A 26887-nucleotide genomic window follows, 5' to 3' on the forward strand; every position below is an offset into this window, starting at 1 on the left:
GACAGGGAATGCGGGCTTTGGTAGAAAGTACTTTTAGCGAAAACCGCCACCTATTCAGTTTACCATCGCTCAAGAAACACGCCTTAGGCGGGTCTTTTTTAGTCGTGGTATTGCTATTCATTGGGTTTCTTTTCTATACCACACTGACTTGGATGTGGGACGATCAGCGATTGCCTCTTTCCAAAATAGTACTTCAAGGCGACTTAACTTATGTAACGGCTGGTGATGTTCAGCATGCTTTTGGCGAGTTAGAACATATTGGCACCTTCATGTCGCAAGATATTGGGGTGTTACAAGACAGTTTAGAGGCGTTACCTTGGGTATCTGTTGTCTCGATTCGTAAACAGTGGCCAGACACAATAAAAGTATTTTTGACTGAATACCAAGCGGCAGCAATCTGGAATGGCAACATGCTGCTGAACGAAAACGGTCAAGTGTTTAATGGCGATATCGGCCTGTTAAAGGGTGATAGAGTTAAGCTTTACGGCCCGGAAGGGACCAGCCAAGAAGTGATAGCAAAATGGCGACAGATTACTCCTTTGATTAACAGTCTAGGATTAACCGTTACCTCACTCGTTCTTAATGAACGTCGCGCTTGGCAAATAATCCTAGATAACGGTATCCGTTTAGAACTAGGTAAAGATTCTTTAGATGAGCGTGTTGAACGCTTTATTTCGCTTTATAACGAATTAGGAAGTAAAGCGAATCAAGTGAGCTACATCGACCTCAGGTATGATACGGGAGCCGCTGTAGGCTGGTTTCCAGAGCAAGAGTTAGAAGAGAGCAGAAATGACTAAGACCGCAGATGACAACATAATCGTTGGTCTTGATATAGGCACTGCGACCATATCAGCTCTAGTTGGTGAAATACTGCCTGATGGTCAAATCAATATCATTGGTTCAGGGCAAAGCCCATCCAGAGGTATGGATAAAGGTGGTGTAAACGACCTAGAGTCGGTAGTGAAGTCGGTTCAGCGAGCGATTGATCAAGCAGAGTTGATGGCTGAATGCCAAATCAGCAATGTATTTATTTCGCTGTCCGGTAAGCATATCGCAAGCCGAATTGAAAAAGGCATGGGCACTATTTCAGATGAAGAAGTGTCTCAAGACGATATGGATCGAGCGATCCATACCGCGAAATCGATTAAAATAGGTGATGAGCAGAGAATTCTGCACGTGATTCCACAAGAATTTACCATCGACTACCAAGAAAGCATTAAGAATCCACTTGGTTTATCTGGTGTTCGAATGGAAGTCAGTGTTCATCTAATTTCTTGCCATAGCGACATGGCGAGAAACATTATTAAAGCTGTTGAACGATGTGGTCTCACTGTAGAACAAATCGTGTTTTCAGGACTTGCCTCAAGTAATGCGGTAATTACTGACGACGAGAGAGAGCTCGGAGTATGTGTTGTTGATATTGGTGCCGGTACGATGGATATTTCCATTTGGACTGGCGGCGCACTGCGACACACAGAAGTCTTTTCCTACGCAGGAAATGCAGTAACCAGTGATATTGCCTTCGCTTTTGGCACGCCAGTGAGCGATGCTGAAGAGATAAAAGTAAACCATGGTTGCGCTCTGAGTGAGCTCGTAAGCAAGGATGATTCTGTTAACGTCCCTAGTGTAGGTGGCCGTCCATCGAGAAGTTTGCAAAGACAAACTTTGTCGGAAGTGATTGAACCACGTTACACTGAACTTATGGGTCTCGTTAACCAAACTATTGATACGGTTCAATTGCAGCTACGAGATGAGGGTATTAAGCACCACCTTGCAGCTGGCGTCGTTCTCACTGGTGGAGCGGCACAAATTGACGGATTGGTAGAGTGTGCGGAACGTGTTTTCCGCAATCAAGTTCGAGTTGGTAAGCCGTTAGAAGTTAGTGGCTTAACTGACTATGTTAAAGAGCCGTATCATTCTACGGCGGTTGGTTTACTTCATTACGCAAGAGATTGTCAGATAAGTGATGAGGGTGATTACAGCGAACCTAAGCGTTCAGCACCTTCTATGTCAGGTTTATTTGGTAAATTGCGTAATTGGATACAAAAAGAGTTTTAACCTGAGTTGCAGGAAAAAACGGAGATAACACATGTTTGAACCGATGATGGAAATGTCTGACGATGCAGTAATTAAAGTCGTTGGAGTTGGTGGCGGTGGCGGTAACGCTGTTGAGCACATGGTACGTGAGTCAATTGAAGGCGTGGAATTCATCAGTGTTAACACTGATGCTCAAGCTCTTCGTAAAACAAGCGTGAGCAGCGTGATCCAGATTGGTGGTGATATCACTAAAGGCTTGGGCGCTGGTGCAAACCCACAAGTAGGCCGTGATGCAGCTCTCGAAGATCGAGAAAGAATTAAAGAAGTTCTAACTGGCGCCGATATGGTATTTATCGCAGCTGGTATGGGCGGTGGTACAGGTACTGGTGCTGCTCCAGTGATTGCTGAAGTTGCGAAAGAGTTGGGTGTGCTAACGGTTGCTGTTGTAACTAAGCCATTTAGCTTTGAAGGCAAAAAGCGTTTAGCGTTTGCTGAGCAAGGTATCGAAGAGCTTTCTAAACATGTGGATTCTTTAATTACGATTCCAAATGAAAAGCTACTTAAAGTACTTGGCCGTGGCGTAACACTGCTAGAAGCTTTCGCAAGTGCAAATGATGTACTTAAAAACGCTGTACAAGGTATCGCTGAGCTAATTACTCGCCCTGGTATGATCAACGTCGATTTCGCGGATGTTCGCACTGTGATGTCGGAAATGGGTCATGCAATGATGGGTAGCGGTATCGCAAAAGGTGAAGACCGTGCTGAAGAAGCTGCTGAAACGGCAATTTCTAGCCCATTATTAGAAGACATCGACCTAGCTGGTGCTCGTGGCGTTCTTGTTAACATCACTGCTGGCCTAGATATGCGCTTAGATGAATTCGAAACTGTGGGTAATACAGTTAAGGCATTCGCTTCTGATAACGCAACGGTTGTTATTGGTACTTCTCTAGACCCTGATATGACGGATGAAATCCGCGTAACTGTTGTTGCAACAGGTATCGGCACAGAGAAAAAACCAGACATTACTTTAGTTGCTGGTGGTAAAGCAAAAGTAGCGCCAACGCCTCAACCTCAAGTTGCTGTTCAAACAGCAGCAAAAGTGGAAGAGAAAGTGGCACAACCATTGCAGGAAAAAACTGAGGTAAAACCTCAAGTTAAACCACAGCCAACAACGTCACCTGTTTCTTCAGGTACAGGCGCTAGCCAGAGTGCTGCACCTAAAGCTGAGAAAGAGAGCGGATATTTAGATATCCCAGCATTTTTACGACGTCAGGCTGATTAACAAATACCCAAAATTTGACTATCGTCGAATTAATGGTAAAATTCGCGGTCGGTAAATACTGACCGTGATTTGTAGCACTGATAACGAGGCAAGCAGATGATCAGACAACGTACTCTGAAAGAAATTGTGAAAACAACTGGTGTGGGTCTCCACTCTGGTCGTAAAGTCACACTTACTCTTCGCCCGGCAGCTGCAAATACAGGTATTGTTTATCGTCGTACAGATGTAAATCCACCTGTAGATTTCCCAGCTGATCCAGCATCAGTTCGTGACACTATGCTATGTACCGCTCTTGTTAATGACGAAGGCGTACGTATCTCTACAGTGGAGCACCTTAACGCAGCTCTAGCCGGAATGGGTATCGACAACATTATTGTTGAAGTAGATGCTCCAGAAATTCCAATTATGGATGGTAGCGCAAGCCCATTCGTATACTTGCTACAGCAAGCGGGTGTAGAAACACTGAATGCAGCGAAGCGTTTTATTCGAATCAAAAAGCCTATTCGTTTTGAAGATGGCGATAAGTGGGCAGAGTTTGTTCCATTTAACGGCTTCCGTATGGACTTTGAGATCGACTTTAACCACCCTGCAATTGAATCCGATGAGCAACGTTTGTTGTTTGATTTCTCATCACAAGGTTTTGTGAAGCAGATTTCTCGTGCTCGTACTTTCGGTTTTATGCGCGATATTGAGTACCTTCAGTCTCAAAACCTAGTACTTGGCGGTAGCTTTGATAATGCTATCGTACTGGACGAATACCGAATTCTTAATGAAGAAGGCCTTCGTTTCGACAATGAGTTTGTAACTCATAAAGTATTGGATGCGATTGGTGACCTTTACATGTGTGGACACGCTATTATTGGTGAGTTCCGTGCATACAAATCAGGTCACGGCCTAAACAACCAACTTTTACGTGCAGTTCTTGCTGACGCAGAAGCTTGGGAATGGGCAACATTCGAAGAAGAAGCTGGCTCTCCAGTTGCTTTCGCAGAACCGGGTATGGTTCTAGCGTAATTGTTGTTTACAACAATATAAGATTTCAAAAACCAGGTCATCGGCCTGGTTTTTTTGTATCTATTTTCCAGATACAGTGTCGTTAACCTCCGGAAATTGCTGGCCAATGGGCCGCAGTCTGCTTAATCCATCAGCAATTAGAAAGAAAAGTTCCAAGCACATCAAACAAATGGTGTTCTAAATGGTCGTTAGTGTGAAAATTACTTACACTAAAGGGCATTAATTTTAACTCAAGCCTTGAAAACTCTACTCTCAAGTACAATATCAAAGATACTAGATTTATCTCAGTATCCTTGGTTAGTAACTGAAGACTAGTTCATAGCTAGTAGAGACTGACGGCATTTAAAATAGATCGCGGACGATCTGAGAACGAAGAGATTCCAAGCACATGATTACTAAGCTGCTGACAAAGGTAATTGGCAGTCGCAATGACAGAACACTGCGCCGCCTTAGAAAAATTGTAAAAGAAATTAATAACTACGAACCAACGTTTGAAGCACTTTCTGATGAAGAGCTAAAAGCAAAAACGGTTGAGTTTCGTGAGCGCTTAGATAAAGGTGAATCGTTAGATCAACTTCTACCTGAAGCATTCGCTACGGTACGTGAAGCGTCGAAGCGTGTTTACGGCATGCGTCACTTTGACGTGCAAATGATTGGTGGCATGGTTCTAAATGCTGGCCAAATTGCAGAGATGCGTACTGGTGAAGGTAAGACACTTACCGCAACCCTACCAGCTTATCTAAACGCGCTACCAAGCAAAGGTGTTCACGTAATAACGGTGAACGATTACCTAGCGAAGCGTGATGCGGAAACAAACCGCCCATTATTTGAATTCCTTGGCATGACTGTTGGCGTGAATGTGGCAAACATGGCTCCGCCAGAGAAAAAAGAAGCGTACCAAGCTGACATCCTATACGGAACAAACAACGAGTTTGGTTTTGATTACCTTCGTGACAACATGGCTTTCCGTGCTGAAGACCGAGTTCAACGTGAGCGCTTCTTTGCTGTAGTCGATGAGGTTGACTCAATCTTAATTGATGAAGCTCGTACTCCGTTAATTATCTCTGGCCCCGCTGAAGATAGTTCTGACCTTTATACGCGCATTAACACTCTAATTCCTTCTCTAGAGCGTCAAGATAAAGAAGATTCAGAAGAGTACCGTGGTGAAGGTCACTACACCATGGACGAAAAGTCAAAACAGGTTCACCTGACTGAAAACGGTCAAGAATTTGTAGAAGAACTAATGGTCAAAAACGGCTTGATGGAAGAGGGTGACACACTTTACTCTCCAACCAATATCAGCCTATTGCACCACGTAAATGCGGCTCTGCGTGCACACGTATTGTTTGAGAAAAACGTCGACTACATCGTTACTGAAGAAGGCGAAGTGGTTATCGTTGATGAACATACTGGTCGTACTATGCCAGGTCGTCGTTGGTCTGAAGGTTTACACCAAGCTGTTGAAGCTAAAGAAGGTGTGAAGATTCAGAATGAAAACCAAACATTAGCATCGATCACATTCCAGAATTTCTTCCGTCTGTATGAAAAACTGTCAGGTATGACAGGTACTGCTGATACAGAAGCGTTCGAATTCCAGTCTATCTACGGCCTAGAAACGGTGGTTATCCCAACCAACAAGCCTATGGTTCGTAACGATATGCCAGATGTGGTTTATCGTACTGAAGAAGACAAGTTCAATGCGATCATTGAAGACATCAAAGACCGTGTAGCGGCTGGTCAGCCATCACTGGTTGGTACAGTTTCTATCGAGAAATCTGAACTGCTGTCTAACGCATTGAAAAAATCAAAAATTAAGCACAACGTTCTAAATGCTAAGTTTCATGAAATGGAAGCTGAGATCGTTGCACAAGCTGGTATGCCTGGTGCGGTAACTATCGCAACTAACATGGCCGGTCGTGGTACCGATATCGTGCTAGGTGGTAGCTGGCAGGCACAACTTGAGAAGATTGAGAACCCAACCAAAGAGCAGATCGAGAAGATCAAAGCTGATTGGAGAATCATTCACGATAAAGTACTTGAGTCAGGTGGTCTGCACATTATTGGTACTGAGCGTCATGAATCTCGCCGTATCGATAACCAGCTACGTGGTCGTTCTGGTCGTCAAGGTGATGCGGGTTCTTCTCGTTTCTACCTATCAATGGAAGATTCTCTGCTACGTATCTTTACGTCTGATCGTATGGCTGGTCTTATCCAAAGTGGTATGGACGAAGGCGAAGCGATTGAATCTAAGATGCTGTCTCGCTCAATTGAAAAAGCACAACGTAAAGTGGAAGGTCGTAACTTCGACATCCGTAAGCAGCTTCTTGAGTACGATGATGTAGCCAATGACCAACGTAAGGTTGTTTATGAGCTACGTGATGAACTGATGAGTTCAGATGACATCAGTGAAATGATCGAACACAACCGTGAAGATGTACTGGCGTCAGTTATTGATGAATACATCGCTCCTCAGTCTCTTGAAGACATGTGGGATATCGCAGGTCTGCAAGATCGTCTGAAGAACGACTTCGATCTAGACTTTGACATTCAAGGTTGGTTAGACGAAGACGACAAGCTTTATGAAGAAGCATTGCGTGAACGCATTCTTGGTATGGCAGTAGATTCGTACAAACAGAAAGAAGAAGTGGTTGGTGCTCAAGTACTGCGTAACTTCGAGAAGTCTGTGATGCTACAAACGCTAGACGGCCTTTGGAAAGAGCACTTGGCTGCGATGGATCACCTTCGTCAAGGTATCCACTTACGCGGTTATGCTCAGAAGAACCCGAAACAAGAGTACAAGCGCGAGTCGTTTGAACTGTTTGAAGGCCTACTAGATGTACTGAAAACAGACGTTGTTACCATCCTTTCTAAAGTTCGCGTTCAGCAACAAGAAGAAGTTGAAAAGATGGAAGCTCAACGTCAAGCTCAAGCTGAACAAGCGGCGCGTCGTGCACAAGCACAACATGCAACGGCTGAAAACCAGCTAGCTGACGATGAAGCTGATGCGGCATCTCCACAAACGGTAGTGCGCGATGAGCGTAAAGTGGGTCGTAACGAACCATGTCCATGTGGAAGTGGTAAGAAGTACAAACAGTGTCACGGTAAAATAGACTAAGTCTGGTGAATCGTTGCTGTAACGGATGATTGCAGTGTCGGAGGTACTCACTTACTAACGTAAGCTCCGTGCCTCCTCCTTGCACTCACCACGTCACAGCTTAGCTTCACACAAACTTATTGATAAAAAGAGTCGCTTAGGCGGCTCTTTTTGTATGTGAATTTCATGGCTTACCTTTAATTAGAAGGTAAGTCGTCATTCCCTACAGCGAGGAACGAGCGCAGTAGGGAATCTCGTTTGATAGTTAGGCTCACGCTGTTGTATTAGATCCCCAACTCAGTCGCTCCTCCTTCTAGAGGATGACTTGTTGAGGAGTTGCGTGAGCAAAGCGTTTTATTAAGGAACATCATCATATGAAAAGAATCCACATTGTAGCTGGCATCATCTTCAATCAAGATAAGTCGCAGGTATTTATCACTAAGCGCCCAGACGACAAGCATAAAGGCGGCTTCTGGGAGTTTCCTGGAGGTAAGGTTGAAGTGGGTGAAACCATTGAGCAGGCGATGGCTCGTGAACTTAATGAAGAGATTGGTATTAAGGTGACAGAACAGTTTCTGTTTGAACACCTTGAGTTTGATTACAGTGATAAGTCACTTAAGTTTGATTTCATCCTTGTGACCGATTTCGAGCAACAGCCTTATGGTAAAGAAGGGCAACAAGGTGAATGGGTCGATCTTGAATCATTGAGCCAATACGCCTTCCCCGAAGCAAACGTGCCAATTTTAGAGCGAGTAATAAAAGAGTTTTCGTAATTGCTAGCCTGAGTTTGAGATTGTTGTTAGTTTAAAGATATTAATCGAATGAACGTTGCTGCGACAGATGAGCAGTGACGGTAACCAAAACAATGGAGATATTCGCAGTGGTAAGAATTGCAATTGCAGGAGCAGCTGGCCGTATGGGTCGTAACTTGGTGAAAGCCGCTCACCATAATTCAGAAGCAAGCGTTGGTGCTGGTTCAGAGCGTCCAGAATCATCTTTGGTCGGTGTTGACGTTGGCGAGTTATGCGGTGAAGGTCGTTTTGATGTGGCTCTAGTTGATGACCTTTCGAAAGCGGTCGAAGAGTTTGACGTGATCGTCGACTTTACCGCACCTGTAAGCACATTAGCGAATATTGAACTTTGTAAACGTCACGGTAAGAAACTGATTATTGGTACTACAGGTTTCTCTGAAGAAGAGAAGCAGGTTATTGATGCGGCTTCAAAAGAGATGGCTATCGTAATGGCACCGAACTATAGCGTTGGTGTGAACTTGGTTTTTAAGCTGTTAGAGAAGGCCGCTAAAGTGATGGGCGATTACTGTGATGTTGAAATCGTAGAGGCTCACCACCGTCATAAAGTCGATGCACCTTCTGGTACTGCGATTGGTATGGGCGAAGCGATCGCTGGTGCGATGGGCAATGAGCTAAACGATGTCGCTGTATGGTCACGCGAAGGCATTACGGGCGAGCGTACCAAAGATGAGATTGGTTTTGCGACAATCCGTGCCGGTGACATCATTGGCGAGCATACCGCAATGTTTGCTGATATTGGTGAGCGCGTTGAAATTACCCATAAAGCAACGGATAGAATGACCTTTGCTAATGGTGCGATAAAGGCAGCTGTTTGGCTAAATGATAAGCCAGCAGGCTTTTATACCATGACAGACGTCCTTGGTTTAAACGATCTATAAATAGATATTTATGCGCTGGCAATTGCCGGCGCTTTCTTTATTTGCCCCTTTTTTCTACTTAAACTCCTCTTGGTCACTTTCTTCTTATTCTCTAATTTTCCTGATTAGAACTGCACTTAGCTGTTATTTATCACTGCTTGGTTGTTGTTTTTGATTTAAAGCTTCAAATCTATATGTTTACTCATTGTATTTATCGATTGCGTTTTGTTGGTGATATTTTTGCCACCTAATGGTGGGTGAAAATGACGGGTGAAAATTAGAAAATCGTAATATTCCTATTAATAGAGTATGAAAGTTGAACTTTTGAAGCTTTGATGGGAGAAATTGAATTAGTTCTTACAAATGTTTAATTTCTTTTGCGTTAAATGTTGACACGTATCACGCAGATCACTAAAATACCGCCAATTTGTCTAATTTCCATAAACACGCAGTTTTTGGTGTTGCAGGAAGGTAGATTTGCAAATTAAATCAATTTTAATGCATTTTTATTTCTGGAGGTTGTCTTGAAGAAGTCAGCACTACTCGTCCTAGAAGATGGGACAGTATTTCACGGTGAAGCCATTGGCGCTGTAGGTTCTGCAGTTGGTGAAGTCGTTTTTAATACCTCGATGACGGGGTACCAAGAAATCCTCACTGATCCTTCCTATTCTCAACAAATCGTTACCCTTACTTACCCTCACATTGGCAATACCGGAACCAATTCCGAAGACGAAGAATCTTCTTCAATCCACGCTCAAGGCCTTGTGATTCGCGATCTCCCTCTAATCGCTTCTAACTTCCGTAATGAACAATCCCTTTCTGATTACCTTAAGTCGCAAAACGTTGTTGGTATCGCTGATATCGATACTCGTAAGCTGACGCGTATTCTTCGTGAAAAAGGCGCACAGAACGGTTGTATCGTAGCGGGTAACAATTTAGACGAAGCTTTGGCTCTAGCTAAAGCAAAAGAATTTCCTGGCCTGAAAGGTATGGACCTTGCGAAAGAAGTTACAACAAAAGAAGCGTATCAATGGAAACAAGGTTCGTGGACGCTTACGGGTGGACTTCCTGAAGCGAAAGCAGACTCTGAATTGCCATACCACGTTGTTGCTTATGACTTCGGTGCAAAACGAAACATCCTACGAATGCTTGTTGACCGCGGCTGCCGCCTAACGGTTGTTCCTGCTGAAACTTCAGCAGAAGAAGTGCTCGCTCTAAACCCAGATGGTGTTTTCCTTTCAAATGGCCCTGGTGACCCAGAACCATGTACTTACGCAATTGAAGCAACAAAAGTGTTCCTAGAAAAAGGCTTACCAATCTTTGGTATCTGTCTAGGTCACCAGATTCTTGCTCTTGCGTCAGGCGCTAAGACAGTGAAGATGAAGTTTGGTCACCACGGTGCAAACCACCCGGTTAAAGATTTAGATCGTGATGTTGTGATGATTACTTCACAAAACCACGGCTTCGCTGCTGACGAAGATACGCTTCCAGAGACATTACGAGCGACTCATAAGTCTCTATTTGATGGTTCTCTACAAGGTATCCACCGTACAGATAAACCAGCATTTAGCTTCCAAGGTCACCCAGAAGCAAGCCCAGGTCCAGAAGATGCGGCGCCGCTATTCGACCACTTCATTGAATTAATTAAACAGCACACAGCGTAATCCGGAGTAGTAGATAATGCCAAAACGTACTGACATTAAAAGTGTTCTAATTCTAGGTGCTGGTCCGATTGTTATCGGTCAAGCATGTGAGTTTGATTACTCTGGTGCTCAAGCTTGTAAAGCACTTCGCGAAGAAGGTTACCGAGTTATTCTTGTAAACTCGAACCCAGCGACAATCATGACTGATCCAGACATGGCTGATGCGACTTACATCGAACCTATCCAATGGGAAGTGGTTCGTAACATCATCGCTAAAGAGAAGCCAGATGCAGTTCTACCGACAATGGGCGGCCAAACTGCACTTAACTGTGCGTTAGATTTAGAAAAATACGGCGTACTTGAAGAGTTCGGCGTAGAGATGATTGGCGCAACTGCTGACGCTATCGATAAAGCTGAAGACCGCTCTCGTTTTGATAAAGCAATGAAATCGATTGGTCTTGAGTGTCCAACGGCTGATACAGCGAAAACGATGGAAGAAGCTTATAAAGTTCAAGAAATGGTTGGCTTCCCTTGTATCATTCGTCCATCGTTTACGATGGGTGGTACAGGCGGTGGTATCGCTTATAACAAAGAAGAATTTGAAGAAATCTGTCGTCGTGGTTTGGACTTGTCTCCAACCAACGAACTTCTAATCGATGAGTCACTTATCGGTTGGAAAGAGTACGAGATGGAAGTGGTTCGCGACAAAAACGACAACTGCATCATCGTATGTGCGATTGAAAACTTCGACCCAATGGGTATTCACACGGGTGACTCAATCACCGTAGCTCCAGCACAAACGCTGACAGATAAAGAATACCAACTAATGCGTAATGCATCTCTAGCAGTACTGCGTGAGATTGGTGTTGAAACAGGTGGTTCAAACGTACAGTTTGGTATCAACCCGAAAGATGGCCGTATGGTTATCATCGAGATGAACCCACGTGTATCTCGCTCTTCGGCACTAGCATCTAAAGCAACAGGTTTCCCAATCGCTAAGATTGCAGCGAAACTGGCTGTTGGCTTTACGCTAGACGAGCTAATGAATGACATCACTGGCGGCGCAACGCCAGCATCATTCGAACCAACAATCGACTACGTAGTAACTAAGATTCCTCGTTTTAACTTCGAGAAGTTTGCAGGTGCTAACGACCGTCTAACGACGCAAATGAAGTCGGTTGGTGAAGTTATGGCTATCGGCCGTAACCAACAAGAATCTCTACAGAAAGCACTTCGCGGTCTAGAAGTTGGCGCAACTGGTTTTGACGAAATGGTCGACCTAGATGCACCTGACGCTCTAACGACGATTCGCCATGAGCTTAAAGAAGCTGGTTCTGACCGTATTTGGTACATCGCAGATGCTTTCCGTGCTGGTATGTCAGTTGATGGTGTATTCAACCTAACGCAAATTGACCGTTGGTTCCTAGTTCAAATCGAAGACATCGTAAAACTAGAGCAAGAACTTAAAGCGAAAGGCTTTGCTGGTCTGAATAAAGACGAGCTAATGAAGCTTAAGCGTAAAGGTTTTGCTGATGCGCGCCTATCTAAGATTCTAGGTGTAGCAGAAAGCGAAATCCGTCGTCTACGTGACCAATACGATATCCACCCGGTATACAAGCGTGTAGATACGTGTGCGGCTGAGTTCTCTTCTGATACGGCTTACATGTACTCATCTTACGATGACGAATGTGAATCGAACCCAACAGACAAAGAGAAAATCATGATCTTAGGCGGCGGTCCAAACCGTATCGGCCAAGGTATTGAATTCGATTACTGTTGTGTACATGCATCTCTAGCACTACGTGAAGATGGCTACGAAACAATCATGGTTAACTGCAACCCTGAGACAGTTTCGACAGACTACGATACGTCTGACCGTCTGTACTTTGAACCAGTAACTCTGGAAGACGTACTAGCAATCGTTCGTGTTGAGAAGCCAAAAGGCGTTATCGTTCAGTACGGTGGTCAAACACCACTGAAACTGGCTCGTGAGCTTGAAGCTGCTGGCGTACCAATCATTGGTACTAGCCCTGACGCAATCGACCGTGCAGAAGACCGTGAGCGTTTCCAAGTTGCTGTTGACCGTCTTGGTCTTCTACAACCAGAAAACGCGACAGTAACAACAATGGAGCAAGCGGTAGAGAAATCTCGCGAAATCGGCTTCCCATTGGTTGTTCGTCCTTCTTATGTTCTTGGTGGTCGTGCGATGGAAATCGTATACGACGAGCAAGACTTACGTCGCTACTTCAACGAAGCTGTAAGTGTTTCAAACGAATCTCCAGTACTACTTGATAGCTTCCTAGATGATGCAATTGAAGTAGACGTTGATGCGATTTGTGACGGTGAGCGCGTTGTTATTGCGGGTATCATGGAACATATCGAACAAGCGGGTGTTCACTCAGGTGACTCAGCATGTTCGCTTCCTGCTTACACGCTAAGCCAAGAAATCCAAGACGTAATGCGTGAGCAAGTTGAAAAGCTAGCGTTCGAGTTGGGTGTTCGTGGTCTAATGAATACGCAGTTTGCTGTTAAGAACAACGAAGTGTACCTAATCGAGGTTAACCCTCGTGCCGCACGTACAGTACCGTTCGTATCAAAAGCAACAGGCGCAGCAGTCGCTAAGATTGCAGCTCGTGTTATGGCGGGTCAATCGCTAGAGTCTCAAGGCTTTACGAAAGAAATCATCCCACCATACTACTCAGTGAAAGAAGTTGTTCTTCCGTTCAACAAATTCCCTGGTGTTGACCCACTATTAGGCCCAGAAATGCGCTCTACTGGTGAAGTTATGGGTGTTGGTGCAACGTTTGCTGAAGCATACTCTAAAGCTGAATTGGGTTGTGGCAACATCTACCCAGAAGGCGGCCGTGCACTTCTTTCTGTTCGCGAAGGCGACAAAGAGCGCGTTGTTGACCTAGCATCTAAGCTATCTAAGCTTGGTTACCAGCTAGACGCAACACACGGTACTGCAGTTATCCTTGGCGAAGCGGGTATCAACCCACGTCTAGTAAACAAGGTACACGAAGGTCGTCCTCACATTCTTGACCGTATCAAGAACAACGAGTACACGTACATTGTGAACACTGCAGCTGGCCGTCAAGCGATTGAAGATTCTAAAGTTCTTCGTCGTGGCGCACTGGCTGAGAAAGTGAACTACACGACTACGCTAAACGCTGCATTCGCGACTTGTATGGCGCACACTGCAGACGCGAAAACGTCAGTAACTTCAGTTCAAGAGCTACACGCACAAGTTAAAGCTTCTCAAGCTTAATTGACTCACGTGTATCGCTGTTAAGCGGATATAAATGCTCAAAGCCCACTCTTCGGAGTGGGCTTTTTTATGTCTGTCATCTGGTGAAAATCTGGTAATGGCTAAATGATGAAAATTTGGAATAGGTTACAATCTTGTGTTTCGTTGTTGATTGTTTGCTCGCGGTGGTAAGTTGTCGCTACACGAGAATTTAAGGCGTTGGGTATATGGAAATCACTCTAGAAATATTGGCTATCTTGTTTGTTGTTGCAACGGCGGCAGGCTTTATTGATGCAATGGCTGGCGGTGGTGGGTTGTTGACTCTACCTGCATTGCTAGCGGCCGGAGTGCCACCAACGCAAGCACTGGCAACCAACAAACTTCAAAGCTCATTTGGTAGTTTTTCTGCCAGTTGGTATTTCGTTCGCAACGGTATCGTTAGTATTAAAGAGATGCGCCTCGCGATCTTTTGTACTTTTATTGGCTCTGCAATTGGCGCCGAGTTAGTCCAGCACATTGATGCGAGTTTACTGACTAGCGTGATACCGCTGCTGCTTATCGCTATCTCTCTCTATTTCCTGTTAGCACCCCAAACTAGAGCGTCTGAAGGAAAGCAGAAGATCTCTGAGGCGATGTTTGCTTTGTGTATTGGTGGCGGAGTTGGCTTCTACGATGGCTTTTTTGGCCCAGGAACAGGTTCAATTTTCACGGTATGTTTTGTCGCTATCGGCCATTTCTCTTTAGTGGATGCAACGGCACGCACCAAGATACTTAACTTCACATCGAATATAGCCGCATTGATCTTCTTTATTTTGGCTGGCTTGCCAATTTGGGAATTAGGATTAGTGATGGCAGTTGGTGGTTTTATGGGCGCTCAACTTGGCGCTAAAGTCGTGGTGACAAAAGGGCAGAAATGGATTCGCCCTCTTGTGATCGTGATGTCGATGTTAATGGCGTCTAAACTGCTTTGGGAACAGCATCAACAATGGATTCTATCAGTATTTTAACTCGCGGAGATTGATAGCTGTTCGGCCTTACACAGATATGAATAGGTCGAATTAATCCCTCTAACTCTGGAAAGCTAAACAGGTATTGAGGCTCAATATTGAGTGTCTTTACGATAGAGAGCGGGATCAAAGCCGGCCCTGTCCCACCCAACGCTAGCTGAGCAGCTGCGGTGTAAGCATCCATCTCCATTAAGGGTTTGATGCCGAACTTTTCAAGCACAGATAACTGATACGAGTTTGCCGGATTGGTCATGTCGTTAGTGATGACCCTTGGAGGAAGCTCCGTTAACGGCGACTTACTTACTATGTAAAACGGCTCATCAAACAGGTGGAATGTCATCAATCCATGATGCGGCGGCAGTAAACCAGCACACAAACCCAAGGTCGCCTTACCAGACTGCACTCGCTCGATAATTCTTGGTGTATGGTTAGTGGTGATGGTGATGTATTTATCTTGCTGGATAAATTTCCCCATCATTTCACCTAGATAACCTGCGATCAGCGACTTAGAGCTATCTAAAGTAATGAGAGTGGTATCTTCCAACTCTTGCTGTTCATAAATAAGCCCTCTAAGTTCATTGAATGCGGGGCCAATACTCTCGATGAGCGCGATCGCATCCGGAGTCAGTTTTATCTGTCGGCCACTCGGTTCTATGAGTTTCTTACCTAACTTCTTCTCTAAATTTGCAATCCGTTTACTGACCGCCGATTGGCTGATATAAAGCAAACTGCCGGTGCGGCTCATGGTCTTTGCTTTGCTCAACACCAATAGAGTTTCGATTCCTTCGAGTAACATTGAGTGATATTCATGAAAGTTGGGAATGATTGAACCAAGTTACCTTAAACGCCATTCATTCTCTAGTCTGAGCTCATAGATATCAGACAAGCTAGGAGCTTTGAAGCTAGCTAGGTTCTTTTAACTAGGCTCGCGATGCGTTGCCCAAAATAGAAAGCGGTTTTAAGATCATTACTATGGATGTGATTATTGGTGCTCTCAGCCGTCTGATCATCACTGGCGACCAAACCAATACTAGAACCGGTGCGATTCAAACCTAAGTCATCGATATGCTTTGAGATATCAAGCCCTGCCCAAACCATGCCATGCTGACAAGCCAGAGTGAAAAAACTTAACAAGGTTTGTTGTTGCTCACCGTTCAGGCTACCACCAGTAGTGAAACCTGCAGCGAGCTTATTTCGCCATGCTTTCTTACAGTAGGTATCACTGCTCGCATCCATAAAGCTTTTAAACTGTGCGGCTGGTGAGCCCATATAAGTAGGAGCGCCAAAGATAATCGCATCACAATTGTTTAATGCGTTGAGCTTGCCGTCATTGTCATACCTTCCTTCGACTATTTCAGACGAGAGGACTTCAATGAGCAGTGCTGAGTCAGGTTGTTGAGTGTTAATACCTTCAGCGATTGTCTCAGCGACTTGCTTGGTCGCTCCATTCTTAGAGAAGAAAACAATGCCTACTTTATTGATACTCATCTTGAACTCCCTTTTACCAATGTTAGTAAATAAATTAGTTTATAAAGTTATTTGTTTATTAATATAGCCTGTGAATTGGATAAGTAAACAAAAAAGATTACTAAACTAGTAATGAATGAGCTAACTAGAGTGTTAGGAAAGGAGGGGATCTTTGAATAATGGAAATAGAGGAGATAAGTGATTTGAAAGCGAATTAAAAAAGGCTCCTTTGTGGAGCCCATTTCTATTTTGTAACGCTAGCCTATTTGATAGCGAAGGTTGGTAATGACAAGTGCCAGCGAATAGCGCCAAGCCTAATTAATAGTGTCGTAAACACACCGGCTAAAAAGGCAGTTTCTGAGTCGTGCCCCATGGTAATTGCCATGGTATGGAAAGCGCCGCCAATGATACAAGCAGTTGCGTAGACTTCACTTCTTAGGATCATTGGGACTTCACGAGCAAGTACGTCACGGATAATACCGCCACCACAGCCTGTGATCACACCCATGATAATAGCAACCAATGCAGAATCTTGATAAATCAGTGCCTTCTCAACACCAATGCCAACAAACACCGCTAATCCAATCGCATCACATACTGGCAGGATCCACCAAGCCAGACGCTTTGGACGCCTTACTATAATCATGGTCAGCAAGCAGGTGGTAATGATGACCCAAAGGTAGGTGGTATCGGTGATCCAAAACACGGGAGTTGCACCCAATGCCATGTCACGAATTGTACCGCCGCCAATCGCGGTTACGCTACCTAAAACGGCGACACCAAAGGGATCCATCTTAAGACGGCCAGCGACAAATACGCCTGAGACAGCAAAAATGGCAGTGCCAAATAAATCGATAATATAAAGCAGCATGGAGTCCATGATACTGGTGCTCTTATGGTTGAAATTGTAGGGACAGGTCGGTGGCGAATTGTACGAAAAAACGCAGCAAATAGTTAGTGATTTTGCCTAGCTCTATCGAAGAAATCGCATACTTGTTGGATCGCTTTCAAAGTTCTCGTCGTCGGGCGATTAATCCAATCAGAGTTGAGTGACCAAATCTGATTTTGAGCGACTGCTGGGATCTCATCTTCCCAAGTTTGCCACATGGTTCCATTCTCAATCGCGTGCTGAGAAGTGAAGATCACTTGCGGCTTCCTTAATACAACTTGCTCAATGCCAACTTGCGGGTATGGGGAAGCACTGTCTTCGAAAATATTGTGGCCGCCACAAAACTCAAACACCTCACTTGGCCAGTGTCCTTGAGCGACGGTGATGATCGGCTTTTCACTGAGCTGATAAAAGTAGTCTACGGGCTCCGCATCTTTGTATTTTAGTCTCAACGCGTTGAGCTGCTCTCTGTATTGCTGAGCGTTATTTTCACCAATACTTGGATCGTTAGCGTATTGGCTGAGTTGTTCAATATTGGTCGCAATGCTGTCTAGGCTTTTAGTTTTCGAGTAGTAAATATTAAATCCAAATTGCTCTAGTTTCGCGAGTTCTCTTGGTGGGTTCCCTGCAGGCCACGCGAGAATCAAATCAGGTTGCAGGGCGATGACCTTCTCAACCTTGATGCCTTGGTAATTCGCCACTTTCTCTAGCTTGTCAGCTTGTGGTGGGTAATCACTTCGCTCACTCACCGCAATCAAGTTATCACCTAAACCAGCACTGTACGCAAGCTCGGTTGCGTGAGGAGCAAGGCTGATAACACGTTCGGCTGTTGCTACTTCTGTCGCAAATGAAGTGGATGCCCACAAACTGAAGCCGAGAGTGAACGCGAGGGCGGTACATCGTGTAACAAGTTGAGAGGGTTTCACTTTAAATCCCTTGGTGAATAATGAGTAAGGCTAGGCTTTGTAAGAATATCCAAATCGCGATGCGACCAAAAAGCAGCTTTTGAACCTGAGATAAGTGCAGCGCTGAAGGTGCGATTCTGCCGCCTAATTTTGCTCGAATGGCTTTGGTATTGTCGTAAATAGCAGGACCGCCCAGTGACAGCTCAAGCTTGTTGCCGACAGCGGTAATCAACCATGCTGGGCCGGGTAATGGCCAAGAGCGACTCTGAACGAGCATCATCTTGAACGTGTGAGACGCTTTATCACCACATACAATCATCAAGGCAAATAATCGCATTGGTATAAATTCTAGGATAGCGACGATCTTGATAGCGGTTGAGCCAAATGGAGAGAACTGCTTACGGCTTGGTGACCACGCTCGCGCTAATTCGACAATTAGGCGATACATTAAAGCGGCGATTCCACCACCAATGGCGTACCAGAATAAAACACAAACCACATTACGAGCGTAACCCATGATGATAGTTTCAGCAGCGGCTTTGCCAAGCCCAAGTGATGACAGTGATTCAGTTTGACGATTAACAATAGGCGCCAATAACTGGCGAGCAGCGGCTTTATCTTCTCGGCCAAGAGCTTTGATCAACTGATTTGCCAACTTTTCATTGTTACGCCAATCAATGGCGAGTAACAACAGCGCTAATTCAAACAGTTGTGATTGCCAAACCAGTGGCTGCAGTGCCAATAGAATAAGCAGAGCCGGCAAGACCATTAACCCCCAAGCTAAAGTGCCTGAGATTAAGCTTTGGGAATAATTTTGATTGTTATTAACCTTGGTTGCTAAAAGTTCAGCAAACTTATGCCATAAGGTCGTGGGATGTGCGGCATGGGGGATAGGTAAAATTAAATGAAAAAGCAGTGCTCCCCACATTACAAGGAGCACGCCATTTGCAAATACCTGATCAAACAGTGTTTGCATGTCTAGTCGCTTATTTTAGTAGGGCAACCATCTTGATAACCATCTCAGAAGAGCTTTGCGCTGCTAGTGGCAGGAACTCTTCGAAGCTCATTGGTGATTCTTTGTCTGCAACATCAGAGATTGCACGAACAACCACGAATGGTACTTGGAATTGGTGACAAGCTTGAGCGATAGCCGATGCTTCCATCTCTACAGCAACCACTGATGGGAAGTGCTTGCGGATGAACGCTTGACGTTCAGCGGTGCAAACAAATGCGTCGCCAGTACAAATAAGACCGCGAACGGCGTGCTTATCTTCCATTTGTGCTAGAGCTTGTTCAGCAACAGCCATCAGTTTGTCGTCAGCTTTGAACGCTGCAGGTTGACCTGCCATTTGGCCGATTTCGTAACCGAAAGCTGTAACGTCAGCATCGTGGTGACGAACTTCAGTAGAGATAACCACATCGCCAAGGTTCAGTGTTGAATCAAAACCGCCAGCAGAGCCAGTATTTAATACTACATCTGGTTGGTATTCACTTAGCAGGATTGAAGTACCAACAGCGGCTGCTACTTTACCAATGCCTGATTGAAGCAAAACAACGTCAACACCATTTAGCTGACCAGAGAAAAAGGTACAACCGCCTTTATTAACTTCAGTAATGTCTGAAATTGCTGCTTTTAGGATCGCAACTTCTTGCTCCATTGCGCCAATGATGCCGATTTTCATGTGTAGTCTCTTAATAAAAATTATTTAAACAGTAGAGCAAAATTGTAGCATGGAAGAGAAGTGTCGAGCGACAGCCCAGAAGCACTTCTCATCCGAATACAGACGATTTATCTGTGTATTCTTTTATCTATTTGATTAAGCCTTCGCTTTTCAAGCTAGCACGAAGTTGTTCAGCACGTTTTCGGTTTACGCCAAAGTCAGAATGGCCAGTGCGAGACTCTGAACGCACGATCAGTTTGCCATCAGTGATCTTAAGCTCTAAGTCATCGACAAAGCGCATGATACGCGAGGTGCATTCAACACGTAGATAGTCTTCCGTTTTACTGGCTGTTTTTGCTCCCGGTAAGGTCAGCGCAACCTGCTCAATCGCATCTAAGTTTGCTGAATCTGATAACTCAAACGAGGCCAATGCATGCTGTTCACGGTCATCTTGAGTTGAAACGCAGTTTGGTTTGTCTCCACAAGGTGATGAAGTTCTGTCTTTCATGTCCGTGATTCCTTGGCTGCAAGCGGTTAGAGTTAAAAGAGATAGAGAAAGGAGAGCGGCTTTTTTCATAGTGTTTCCTATGGCTTGTTTTTAATTCTAATTGTAGTTATCGGTATTGGCTTATTTGTAATTGTTTTACGTATTTTCGTGATGCTTGTGATAAACGAATCTAATTCAAAAAAGGATCCATAATTGGATCCTTTTTTATAGTAACGAACTGAGTAATAAAGGAAACCCAATCACACTTCTAGGTAGTCCAAGATCCCTTCTGCGGCTTTACGGCCTTCATCGATAGCGGTCACCACTAAGTCAGATCCTCGAACCGCATCGCCACCAGCAAATATTTTGCTGTTGGTGGTTTGGTATTGAAACTCTTGTTTACCGGGAGCTTTGATGCGCCCCCATTGGTCGAGCTCTACACCAAATGGTTCTAGCCATTCCATTGCATGAGGTTGGAAACCAAATGCCATGATCACGGCATCAGCCTCAAGAACATGCTCACTGCCTTCAACGGGTTCAGGGCGACGACGACCGGCCTCATCCGGTTCACCCAAGGCTGTTTTCACCACTTTTACGCCAGTCACATGACCGGATGAATCGGTTTCCAGTGCTAACGGTTGAAGGTTGAACATGAACTTCACGCCTTCCTCTTTCGCATTCTTCACCTCACGGCGAGAGCCTGGCATGTTTGCTTCATCTCGGCGATAAGCACAAACAACATTAGCAGCGTGTTGACGAATCGACGTTCGGACACAGTCCATCGCAGTATCACCACCACCAAGCACGACCACCTTCTTGCCTTTCATGTCGATGAATGGCGTTGGGTTATCCAGACCCATGACCTTGTAGGTGTTGGAAACAAGAAATGGTAGGGCATCATAAACGCCCGGTGCTTCTTCGTTGTCTAATCCAGCACGCATATTTTTATAGGTGCCGACACCTAAGAAAACAGCATCATAGTCATCGACCAGTTGTTGCAGCTGAACGTCTTTACCGACTTCGGTATTCATTTTAAATTCGACACCCATACCACTAAAGATACGGCGACGGTTTTCCATGATGCCTTTTTCAAGCTTGAACGATGGGATACCAAACGTCAGCAGGCCACCGATCTCAGGGTAGCGGTCAAATACCACGGCCTTCACACCGTTTCGAACTAAGATATCAGCGGCAGCAAGACCAGCTGGGCCAGCCCCGATGATCGCGACCTTTTTGTCGGTCCATTCAACGTGAGACATGTCTGGCTTCCAGCCCATCTCAAACGCTTTGTCATTGATGTATTTTTCAATGTTGCCGATGGTGACTGCACCGAAATCATCATTGAGGGTACAAGATCCTTCGCACAGTCGATCCTGAGGGCAAACTCGCCCACATACCTCAGGTAAGCTGTTGGTTTGGTGAGACAGTTCAGCCGCTTCGATAATGCGTCCTTCATTGGCAAGCTTAAGCCACTGAGGGATGTAGTTATGGACTGGACATTTCCATTCACAGTAAGGATTACCACAGTCTAGACAGCGGTCAGCTTGCGCCTTGGCTTGTTGCTTAGTGAAAGGTTCGTAGATCTCTACAAACTCAATCTTACGTATCTTGATTGGCTTCTTCGCTGGGTCTACGCGATTCACATCAATAAATTGGTATACATTCTGGCTCATTATTGGCTCCTTCCAATTATTGCGCTTGAACACGAAGTTCAGCAGAGCTACGGCTTTGGTGACCGAGCAAGGTGTTAAGATCCGCCGTCTTTGGCTTCACTAGGTAGAACTTCGGAATCCATTCATCAAAGTTCGCCAGAATAGCTTCAGCGTGTACTGAGCCAGTCTCTTCTAAGTGCTCCGCAATCAGGCCGCGCAGATGTTCTTGGTGGATAAATAGATCAGACAGAGAAAGCGCTTCGACCGATTCGTTGTTCACTCGGCCTTGGAAGTCGTCATTCTTGTCCATCACATAAGCAAAACCACCCGTCATACCGGCACCGAAGTTCACTCCGGTTGCGCCAAGAATGGCAACAATACCGCCTGTCATGTATTCACAAGCGTTGTCACCTGCACCTTCAATCACCGCAACAGTACCTGAGTTACGTACGCCAAATCGCTCGCCTGCAGTACCCGCAGCGAACAGCTTGCCTCCGGTTGCGCCATACAAGCAGGTATTGCCGATGATGGTCGCTTCATTACAAGTAAACGCTGTGCCTTGGTGAGGTTTGATTACTACTTTGCCGCCCGCCATGCCTTTGCCGACATAGTCATTGGCATCACCAGTTAGATACAGCTCTACGCCGCCGGCGTTCCAAACCGCAAAGGATTGGCCTGCGGTGCCATCGAGATATAACTTAATGGGTGAACCCGCCATACCTTGGTTACCGTAGCGTTTGGCAATTTCGCCAGAGATACGAGCACCAATCGAGCGATCAGTATTGATCACGTTGTAGTAGAGGCTGGTGGGTTGACGTTTCTCAATCGCATCAATTGCGTCATCAAGGATCTGTTGGTTGAGCTGAGCCTTATCAAAAGGTGCGTTTGGCTCTGTCCAAAACAGTGGGTGACCTTCTGGAGATACCGGAGCTTCCAATATCGAAGAGAGATCGAGCTTGCTCTGCTTCGCCGTGAGGCCTTGAACGGTTTCAAGCAAATCAGTACGACCAATCAGATCAGTAAGTTTCTCTACGCCAAGTTCTGTAAGGTACTGGCGAACTTCATCGGCTAGGCCTGTAAAGTAGTTCACCACCATGTCTGGTAGGCCTTTGAAGTATTCGCGGCGTAGGGTTTCATCTTGAGTCGCCACACCTGTCGCACAGTTATTTAGGTGACAAATTCTTAAGAATTTACAACCCATTGCGACCATTGGTGCAGTACCAAAACCAAAGCTTTCAGCGCCTAAAATCGCGCCCTTGATAACATCGAGGCCGGTTTTTAAACCACCATCGACTTGCAGGCGGATCTTATGACGAAGTCCGTTGGCGACGAGTGCTTGTTGAGTTTCTGCTAAGCCAAGCTCCCAAGGACAACCTGCGTATTTCACTGAAGTCAGCGGGCTTGCCGCGGTACCACCGTCGTAACCGGAGATCGTAATCAGGTCGGCATAAGCTTTCGCCACACCTGTGGCAATGGTACCTACACCCGGTTCAGAGACTAACTTCACTGAAACCAAGGCTTTAGGGTTAACTTGCTTAAGGTCGAAAATCAGCTGCGCCAGATCTTCGATAGAATAAATATCGTGATGTGGAGGAGGGGAGATCAATGTTACGCCTTGAACTGAGTATCTCAGCTTGGCGATTTCTGCTGTGACCTTATGACCTGGCAGTTGACCGCCTTCTCCTGGCTTCGCACCTTGTGCAACTTTGATTTGTAGAACATCCGCATTGGTTAAGTAATGTGGCGTCACACCAAAACGACCAGAAGCTATCTGTTTGATTCGTGAGTTGCGATCAGTCCCAAAGCGTCGTGGATCTTCACCGCCTTCACCAGAGTTAGAATAACCACCCAAGCGGTTCATCGCCATGGCTAGCGCTTCATGAGCTTCTGGGCTCAACGCACCAATCGACATGGCCGCCGAGTCGAAGCGCTTAAAGAGATCGCTACTTGGCTCGACTTGTTCTAGAGGTAGAGGTTGATCGGCTTTTTTGAGGCTCATTAAGTCGCGCAGCATAGCAGCAGGACGAGCATTAACTTGCTTCGCAAAAGATTGATAATCCGATGTTTCACCTGTCTTTACTGCGGTTTGTAAGGTGCTGACTACGTCTGGGTTGTAGGCGTGGTATTCGCCGCCATGTACGTATTTGAGTAAGCCACCATGTTCCAGTGGTTTACGTTTAGTCCATGCTTTACGAGATAGGTTATAGATATCTTGTTGGAAGTCGCTAAAGCTAGCGCCTTGGATACGAGTCGTTACGCCACGGAAACACAGATTAACAACATCGGTATGTAAACCGACTGCCTCAAATAACTGCGAGCAGCGATAAGAGGCAATTGTCGAGATACCCATCTTCGACATGATCTTATACAGGCCTTTGTTAATACCGTTTTGGTAATTTTGTAATGCAGTGCGATAGTCTTTATCTAATGAACCATCGTCCAACATTTTGCCCAGAGCTTCATAAGCGAGATAAGGGTAAACTGCGGTTGCACCGAAGCCTAGCAGCACTGCAAATTGGTGTGGGTCGCGTGCAGTTGCTGTTTCAACCACGATGTTAGCATCACAACGTAGGTTGGTGTCTGCAAGTCGAGTTTGCACCGCACCGACCGCCATCGCTGCTGGAACGGGTAGCTTACCTTTCTCTAAACCTTTGTCTGAAAGCACAACCAAAACGGCGCCGTCACGTACATCTTGAACCGCACGATCACACAAGTCATTGATGGCTTGTTCGAGATCTTTTTCTGCTGGGTCATAGTGCATGCTAAGAATCGTATGGCCATAATGCTTTTGGTTTAATTGCAAAAGTTGCTGCATATCAGAATAAAGCAGAACGGGTGAATCAAACGTCACACGGTAAGCATGCCCATCGGTTTCACAGAACACATTCATCTCTTGGCCGATACTGGTTGCCAGAGACATAACGTGTTTTTCACGCAAAGGGTCAATTGGTGGGTTGGTGACTTGAGCAAACTTCTGACGGAAATAGTCGGTGATTAGGCGCTCTTTAGAAGACAGCACTGCCATTGGCGTATCGTCGCCCATAGAACCGACCGCTTCTTGTCCCATGTCACCGAGTACACGCAGTACTTGGTCTGACTCTTCGTTGCTCATTGCAAACTGTTTTTGATAGGTCTTTAGGGTGTCATCATCAAAATTACGCTTACCGACTTGGTCATCTGCTAGTGCTGAAAACGGTGTTAACTTGTGAACGTTCTTATCCATCCACTCTTTATATGGGTGACGGCCTTTAAGATCATTGTCGATCTCGTTCGACTGCCATAGCTTACCGCGACGCGTATCAATAACGAGTAATTCACCAGGGCCAACACGTCCTTTCTCTGCCACTTCGTCTGGCGCATAATTCCAGATACCGACTTCAGATGCCAAGGTGATTAGGTTGTCTTTTGTGATCACATAGCGAGCAGGGCGTAATCCGTTTCTGTCGAGGTTACATGCAGCATAACGGCCGTCAGACAGTACGATACCCGCAGGGCCATCCCACGGTTCCATGTGTTTTGAGTTGAAATCGTAAAAGGCACGAAGCTCTGGATCCATGTCTGGGTGGTTTTGCCAAGCGGGCGGCACAAGCATACGCATCGCTCGGAATACATCCATACCACCGGCAAGGAATAGATCGAGCATGTTGTCTAGGCTTGAGGAGTCTGATCCTGTCTCATTCACAAAAGGTGCGGCCGTTTGTAAATCGGGCAGCAGCGGCGAAGAGAATTTATAGGCACGAGCCTTGGCCCATTGACGGTTACCTTCAATGGTATTGATCTCACCATTGTGCGCCAAATAACGGAATGGTTGAGCAAGTGGCCAACGCGGTTGTGTGTTAGTTGAGAAACGCTGGTGGAACAGACATATTGCTGATTCCATACGTAAGTCAGCAAGATCGAGGTAAAATCGCGGAAGATCGGCGGGCATACACAAGCCTTTGTAGACCATGACTTGAGTCGACAGGCTACAAATATAAAAATCTTTGTCTTCGGTGATCTGCTTTTCAATTCGACGGCGAGCGATATAAAGGCGTCGTTCAATATCGCGTTCACGCCAACCCGCAGGGGCTGAGATAAATACTTGTTGAATATTGGGAACAGAATCTTTAGCGATTGGGCCTAATACGTCGGTGTTGGTTGGCACGACACGCCAGCCAGCTACGGTTAAAGTCTCTTGAGCGAGTTCTTTATTGACGATGTCTTGCGCCGATTGCGCTTTGATTGGGTCTTGGCTGAAAAAAATCATGCCGACAGCGTATTGCTTGCCGAGCTTGAAGTTATTCTCTTCAGCAATAATTCTGAGATAAGAGTCGGGCTTCTGTAGCAATAAGCCACAGCCATCTCCGGTTTTACCATCCGCAGCGATACCACCACGGTGTGTCATGCGATCGAGGGCTGAAATAGCAGTTCGTACCAACTTATGACTCGGTTGGCCTTCCATTTGCGCTATTAAACCAAATCCACAGTTGTCTTTTTCAAGACTAGGATCATATAGAGCCATTGCAATTCTCCCTTTTGCTTCGCTGTCATCCAGACAGTAAATGACTAACTATTCATATACTTGTTATTTTTTATAAGCTTATAGTTTGTCTTTAGCTAGTTAAAACGTTATTGGTTGTGTTAACAAAACCTATTGGTTTTATTTTCACCAGCTTTACAACGTATAGCTAATTGTGTTTAACGTCAAGTTCATGGTTAATTATCATGCGTAAACGCGATTAACCACGTAATAATCTAAAATAGTCGATGAAGATCAATGAGATATAAAAGCCAGATGTTAACGGAATTTAACATTCACAGCTGGAGTGATTGAGAAAGAGTTAAAGGCCAGAT

The 26887-nt window shown here is 45.4% G+C and carries 19 protein-coding genes; 10 read left to right on the top strand and 9 right to left on the bottom strand.

Going from position 1 to position 26887, the window contains the following annotated elements; translation table 11 throughout:
• The first annotated feature begins 8 nt into the window (after positions 1–8).
• The 10 genes from AC3CKG_RS02165 to AC3CKG_RS02210 all read left to right on the top strand — a co-directional run bounded on the left by AC3CKG_RS02165 (position 9) and on the right by AC3CKG_RS02210 (position 14993).
• Positions 9–797, top strand: a complete 789-nt coding sequence (locus AC3CKG_RS02165) for a cell division protein FtsQ/DivIB (protein ID WP_020477273.1) — start codon at positions 9–11, stop codon at positions 795–797.
• Positions 790–2058 (top strand): cell division protein FtsA, encoded by a 1269-nt coding sequence (gene ftsA / locus AC3CKG_RS02170; RefSeq protein ID WP_488528753.1) that lies wholly within the window; start codon positions 790–792, stop codon positions 2056–2058. The genes AC3CKG_RS02165 and ftsA overlap by 8 nt, the downstream gene beginning before the upstream one ends.
• A gap of 31 nt (positions 2059–2089) precedes the next feature.
• Positions 2090–3319, top strand: a complete 1230-nt coding sequence (ftsZ, locus tag AC3CKG_RS02175) for a cell division protein FtsZ (RefSeq protein ID WP_017084771.1) — start codon at positions 2090–2092, stop codon at positions 3317–3319.
• Positions 3320–3415: 96 nt separating this feature from the next.
• A complete protein-coding gene (gene lpxC / locus AC3CKG_RS02180; RefSeq protein WP_017087510.1) occupies positions 3416–4333 on the top strand; it encodes a UDP-3-O-acyl-N-acetylglucosamine deacetylase in 918 nt (305 codons plus the stop codon).
• A gap of 388 nt (positions 4334–4721) precedes the next feature.
• Complete coding sequence (gene secA / locus AC3CKG_RS02185) at positions 4722–7448, top strand: preprotein translocase subunit SecA (protein ID WP_017109275.1); 2727 nt, start codon at positions 4722–4724, stop codon at positions 7446–7448.
• Positions 7449–7801: 353 nt separating this feature from the next.
• Positions 7802–8200, top strand: a complete 399-nt coding sequence (gene mutT / locus AC3CKG_RS02190) for an 8-oxo-dGTP diphosphatase MutT (RefSeq protein ID WP_488528754.1) — start codon at positions 7802–7804, stop codon at positions 8198–8200.
• A gap of 92 nt (positions 8201–8292) precedes the next feature.
• Positions 8293–9117 (top strand): 4-hydroxy-tetrahydrodipicolinate reductase, encoded by an 825-nt coding sequence (gene dapB, locus AC3CKG_RS02195; RefSeq protein ID WP_017106812.1) that lies wholly within the window; start codon positions 8293–8295, stop codon positions 9115–9117.
• 503 nt (positions 9118–9620) lie between these two features.
• Complete coding sequence (gene carA / locus AC3CKG_RS02200) at positions 9621–10760, top strand: glutamine-hydrolyzing carbamoyl-phosphate synthase small subunit (RefSeq protein WP_017109272.1); 1140 nt, start codon at positions 9621–9623, stop codon at positions 10758–10760.
• A gap of 16 nt (positions 10761–10776) precedes the next feature.
• A complete protein-coding gene (gene carB, locus AC3CKG_RS02205) occupies positions 10777–14007 on the top strand; it encodes a carbamoyl-phosphate synthase large subunit (protein ID WP_004734974.1) in 3231 nt (1076 codons plus the stop codon).
• 206 nt (positions 14008–14213) lie between these two features.
• Positions 14214–14993, top strand: coding sequence for a TSUP family transporter (locus AC3CKG_RS02210; protein ID WP_009848394.1), 780 nt, complete (start codon positions 14214–14216; stop codon positions 14991–14993).
• On the opposite strand, the gene AC3CKG_RS02215 is transcribed toward AC3CKG_RS02210, so the two are convergent.
• The 9 genes from AC3CKG_RS02215 to gltB form a co-directional block, all read right to left on the bottom strand.
• Positions 14944–15789, bottom strand: a complete 846-nt coding sequence (locus AC3CKG_RS02215) for a LysR family transcriptional regulator (RefSeq protein ID WP_076670697.1) — start codon at positions 15787–15789, stop codon at positions 14944–14946. The two genes, AC3CKG_RS02210 and AC3CKG_RS02215, sit on opposite strands and share 50 nt — an antisense overlap.
• A 110-nt stretch (positions 15790–15899) precedes the next feature.
• Entirely contained in the window at positions 15900–16481 is a 582-nt protein-coding gene (locus AC3CKG_RS02220; protein WP_065113179.1) for a flavodoxin family protein, read from the bottom strand.
• 241 nt (positions 16482–16722) lie between these two features.
• Entirely contained in the window at positions 16723–17340 is a 618-nt protein-coding gene (locus AC3CKG_RS02225) for a TRIC cation channel family protein (protein WP_017100513.1), read from the bottom strand.
• A gap of 74 nt (positions 17341–17414) precedes the next feature.
• Positions 17415–18275: a vitamin B12 ABC transporter substrate-binding protein BtuF gene (gene btuF / locus AC3CKG_RS02230; protein ID WP_488528755.1), complete on the bottom strand. Its 861-nt coding sequence runs from the start codon at positions 18273–18275 to the stop codon at positions 17415–17417.
• Between the two features lies 1 nt (position 18276).
• Positions 18277–19230, bottom strand: a complete 954-nt coding sequence (locus AC3CKG_RS02235; protein ID WP_488528756.1) for a cobalamin biosynthesis family protein — start codon at positions 19228–19230, stop codon at positions 18277–18279.
• Positions 19231–19240: 10 nt separating this feature from the next.
• The gene (gene mtnN / locus AC3CKG_RS02240) at positions 19241–19936 is read right to left on the bottom strand and encodes a 5'-methylthioadenosine/S-adenosylhomocysteine nucleosidase (RefSeq protein ID WP_017100512.1); all 696 of its coding nucleotides are present in this window, start codon (positions 19934–19936) and stop codon (positions 19241–19243) included.
• 127 nt (positions 19937–20063) lie between these two features.
• On the bottom strand, positions 20064–20492 hold the full coding sequence (locus AC3CKG_RS02245; protein WP_076670705.1) for a DUF1499 domain-containing protein: 429 nt from the start codon (positions 20490–20492) through the stop codon (positions 20064–20066).
• Between the two features lie 170 nt (positions 20493–20662).
• The gene (locus tag AC3CKG_RS02250) at positions 20663–22075 is read right to left on the bottom strand and encodes an FAD-dependent oxidoreductase (RefSeq protein WP_488528757.1); all 1413 of its coding nucleotides are present in this window, start codon (positions 22073–22075) and stop codon (positions 20663–20665) included.
• Between the two features lie 16 nt (positions 22076–22091).
• Positions 22092–26555 (bottom strand): glutamate synthase large subunit, encoded by a 4464-nt coding sequence (gltB, locus tag AC3CKG_RS02255; protein WP_488528758.1) that lies wholly within the window; start codon positions 26553–26555, stop codon positions 22092–22094.
• Between the last annotated feature and the right edge of the window lie 332 nt (positions 26556–26887).

The sequence above is a fragment of the Vibrio sp. QJM3NY_15 genome, from assembly GCF_057785995.1.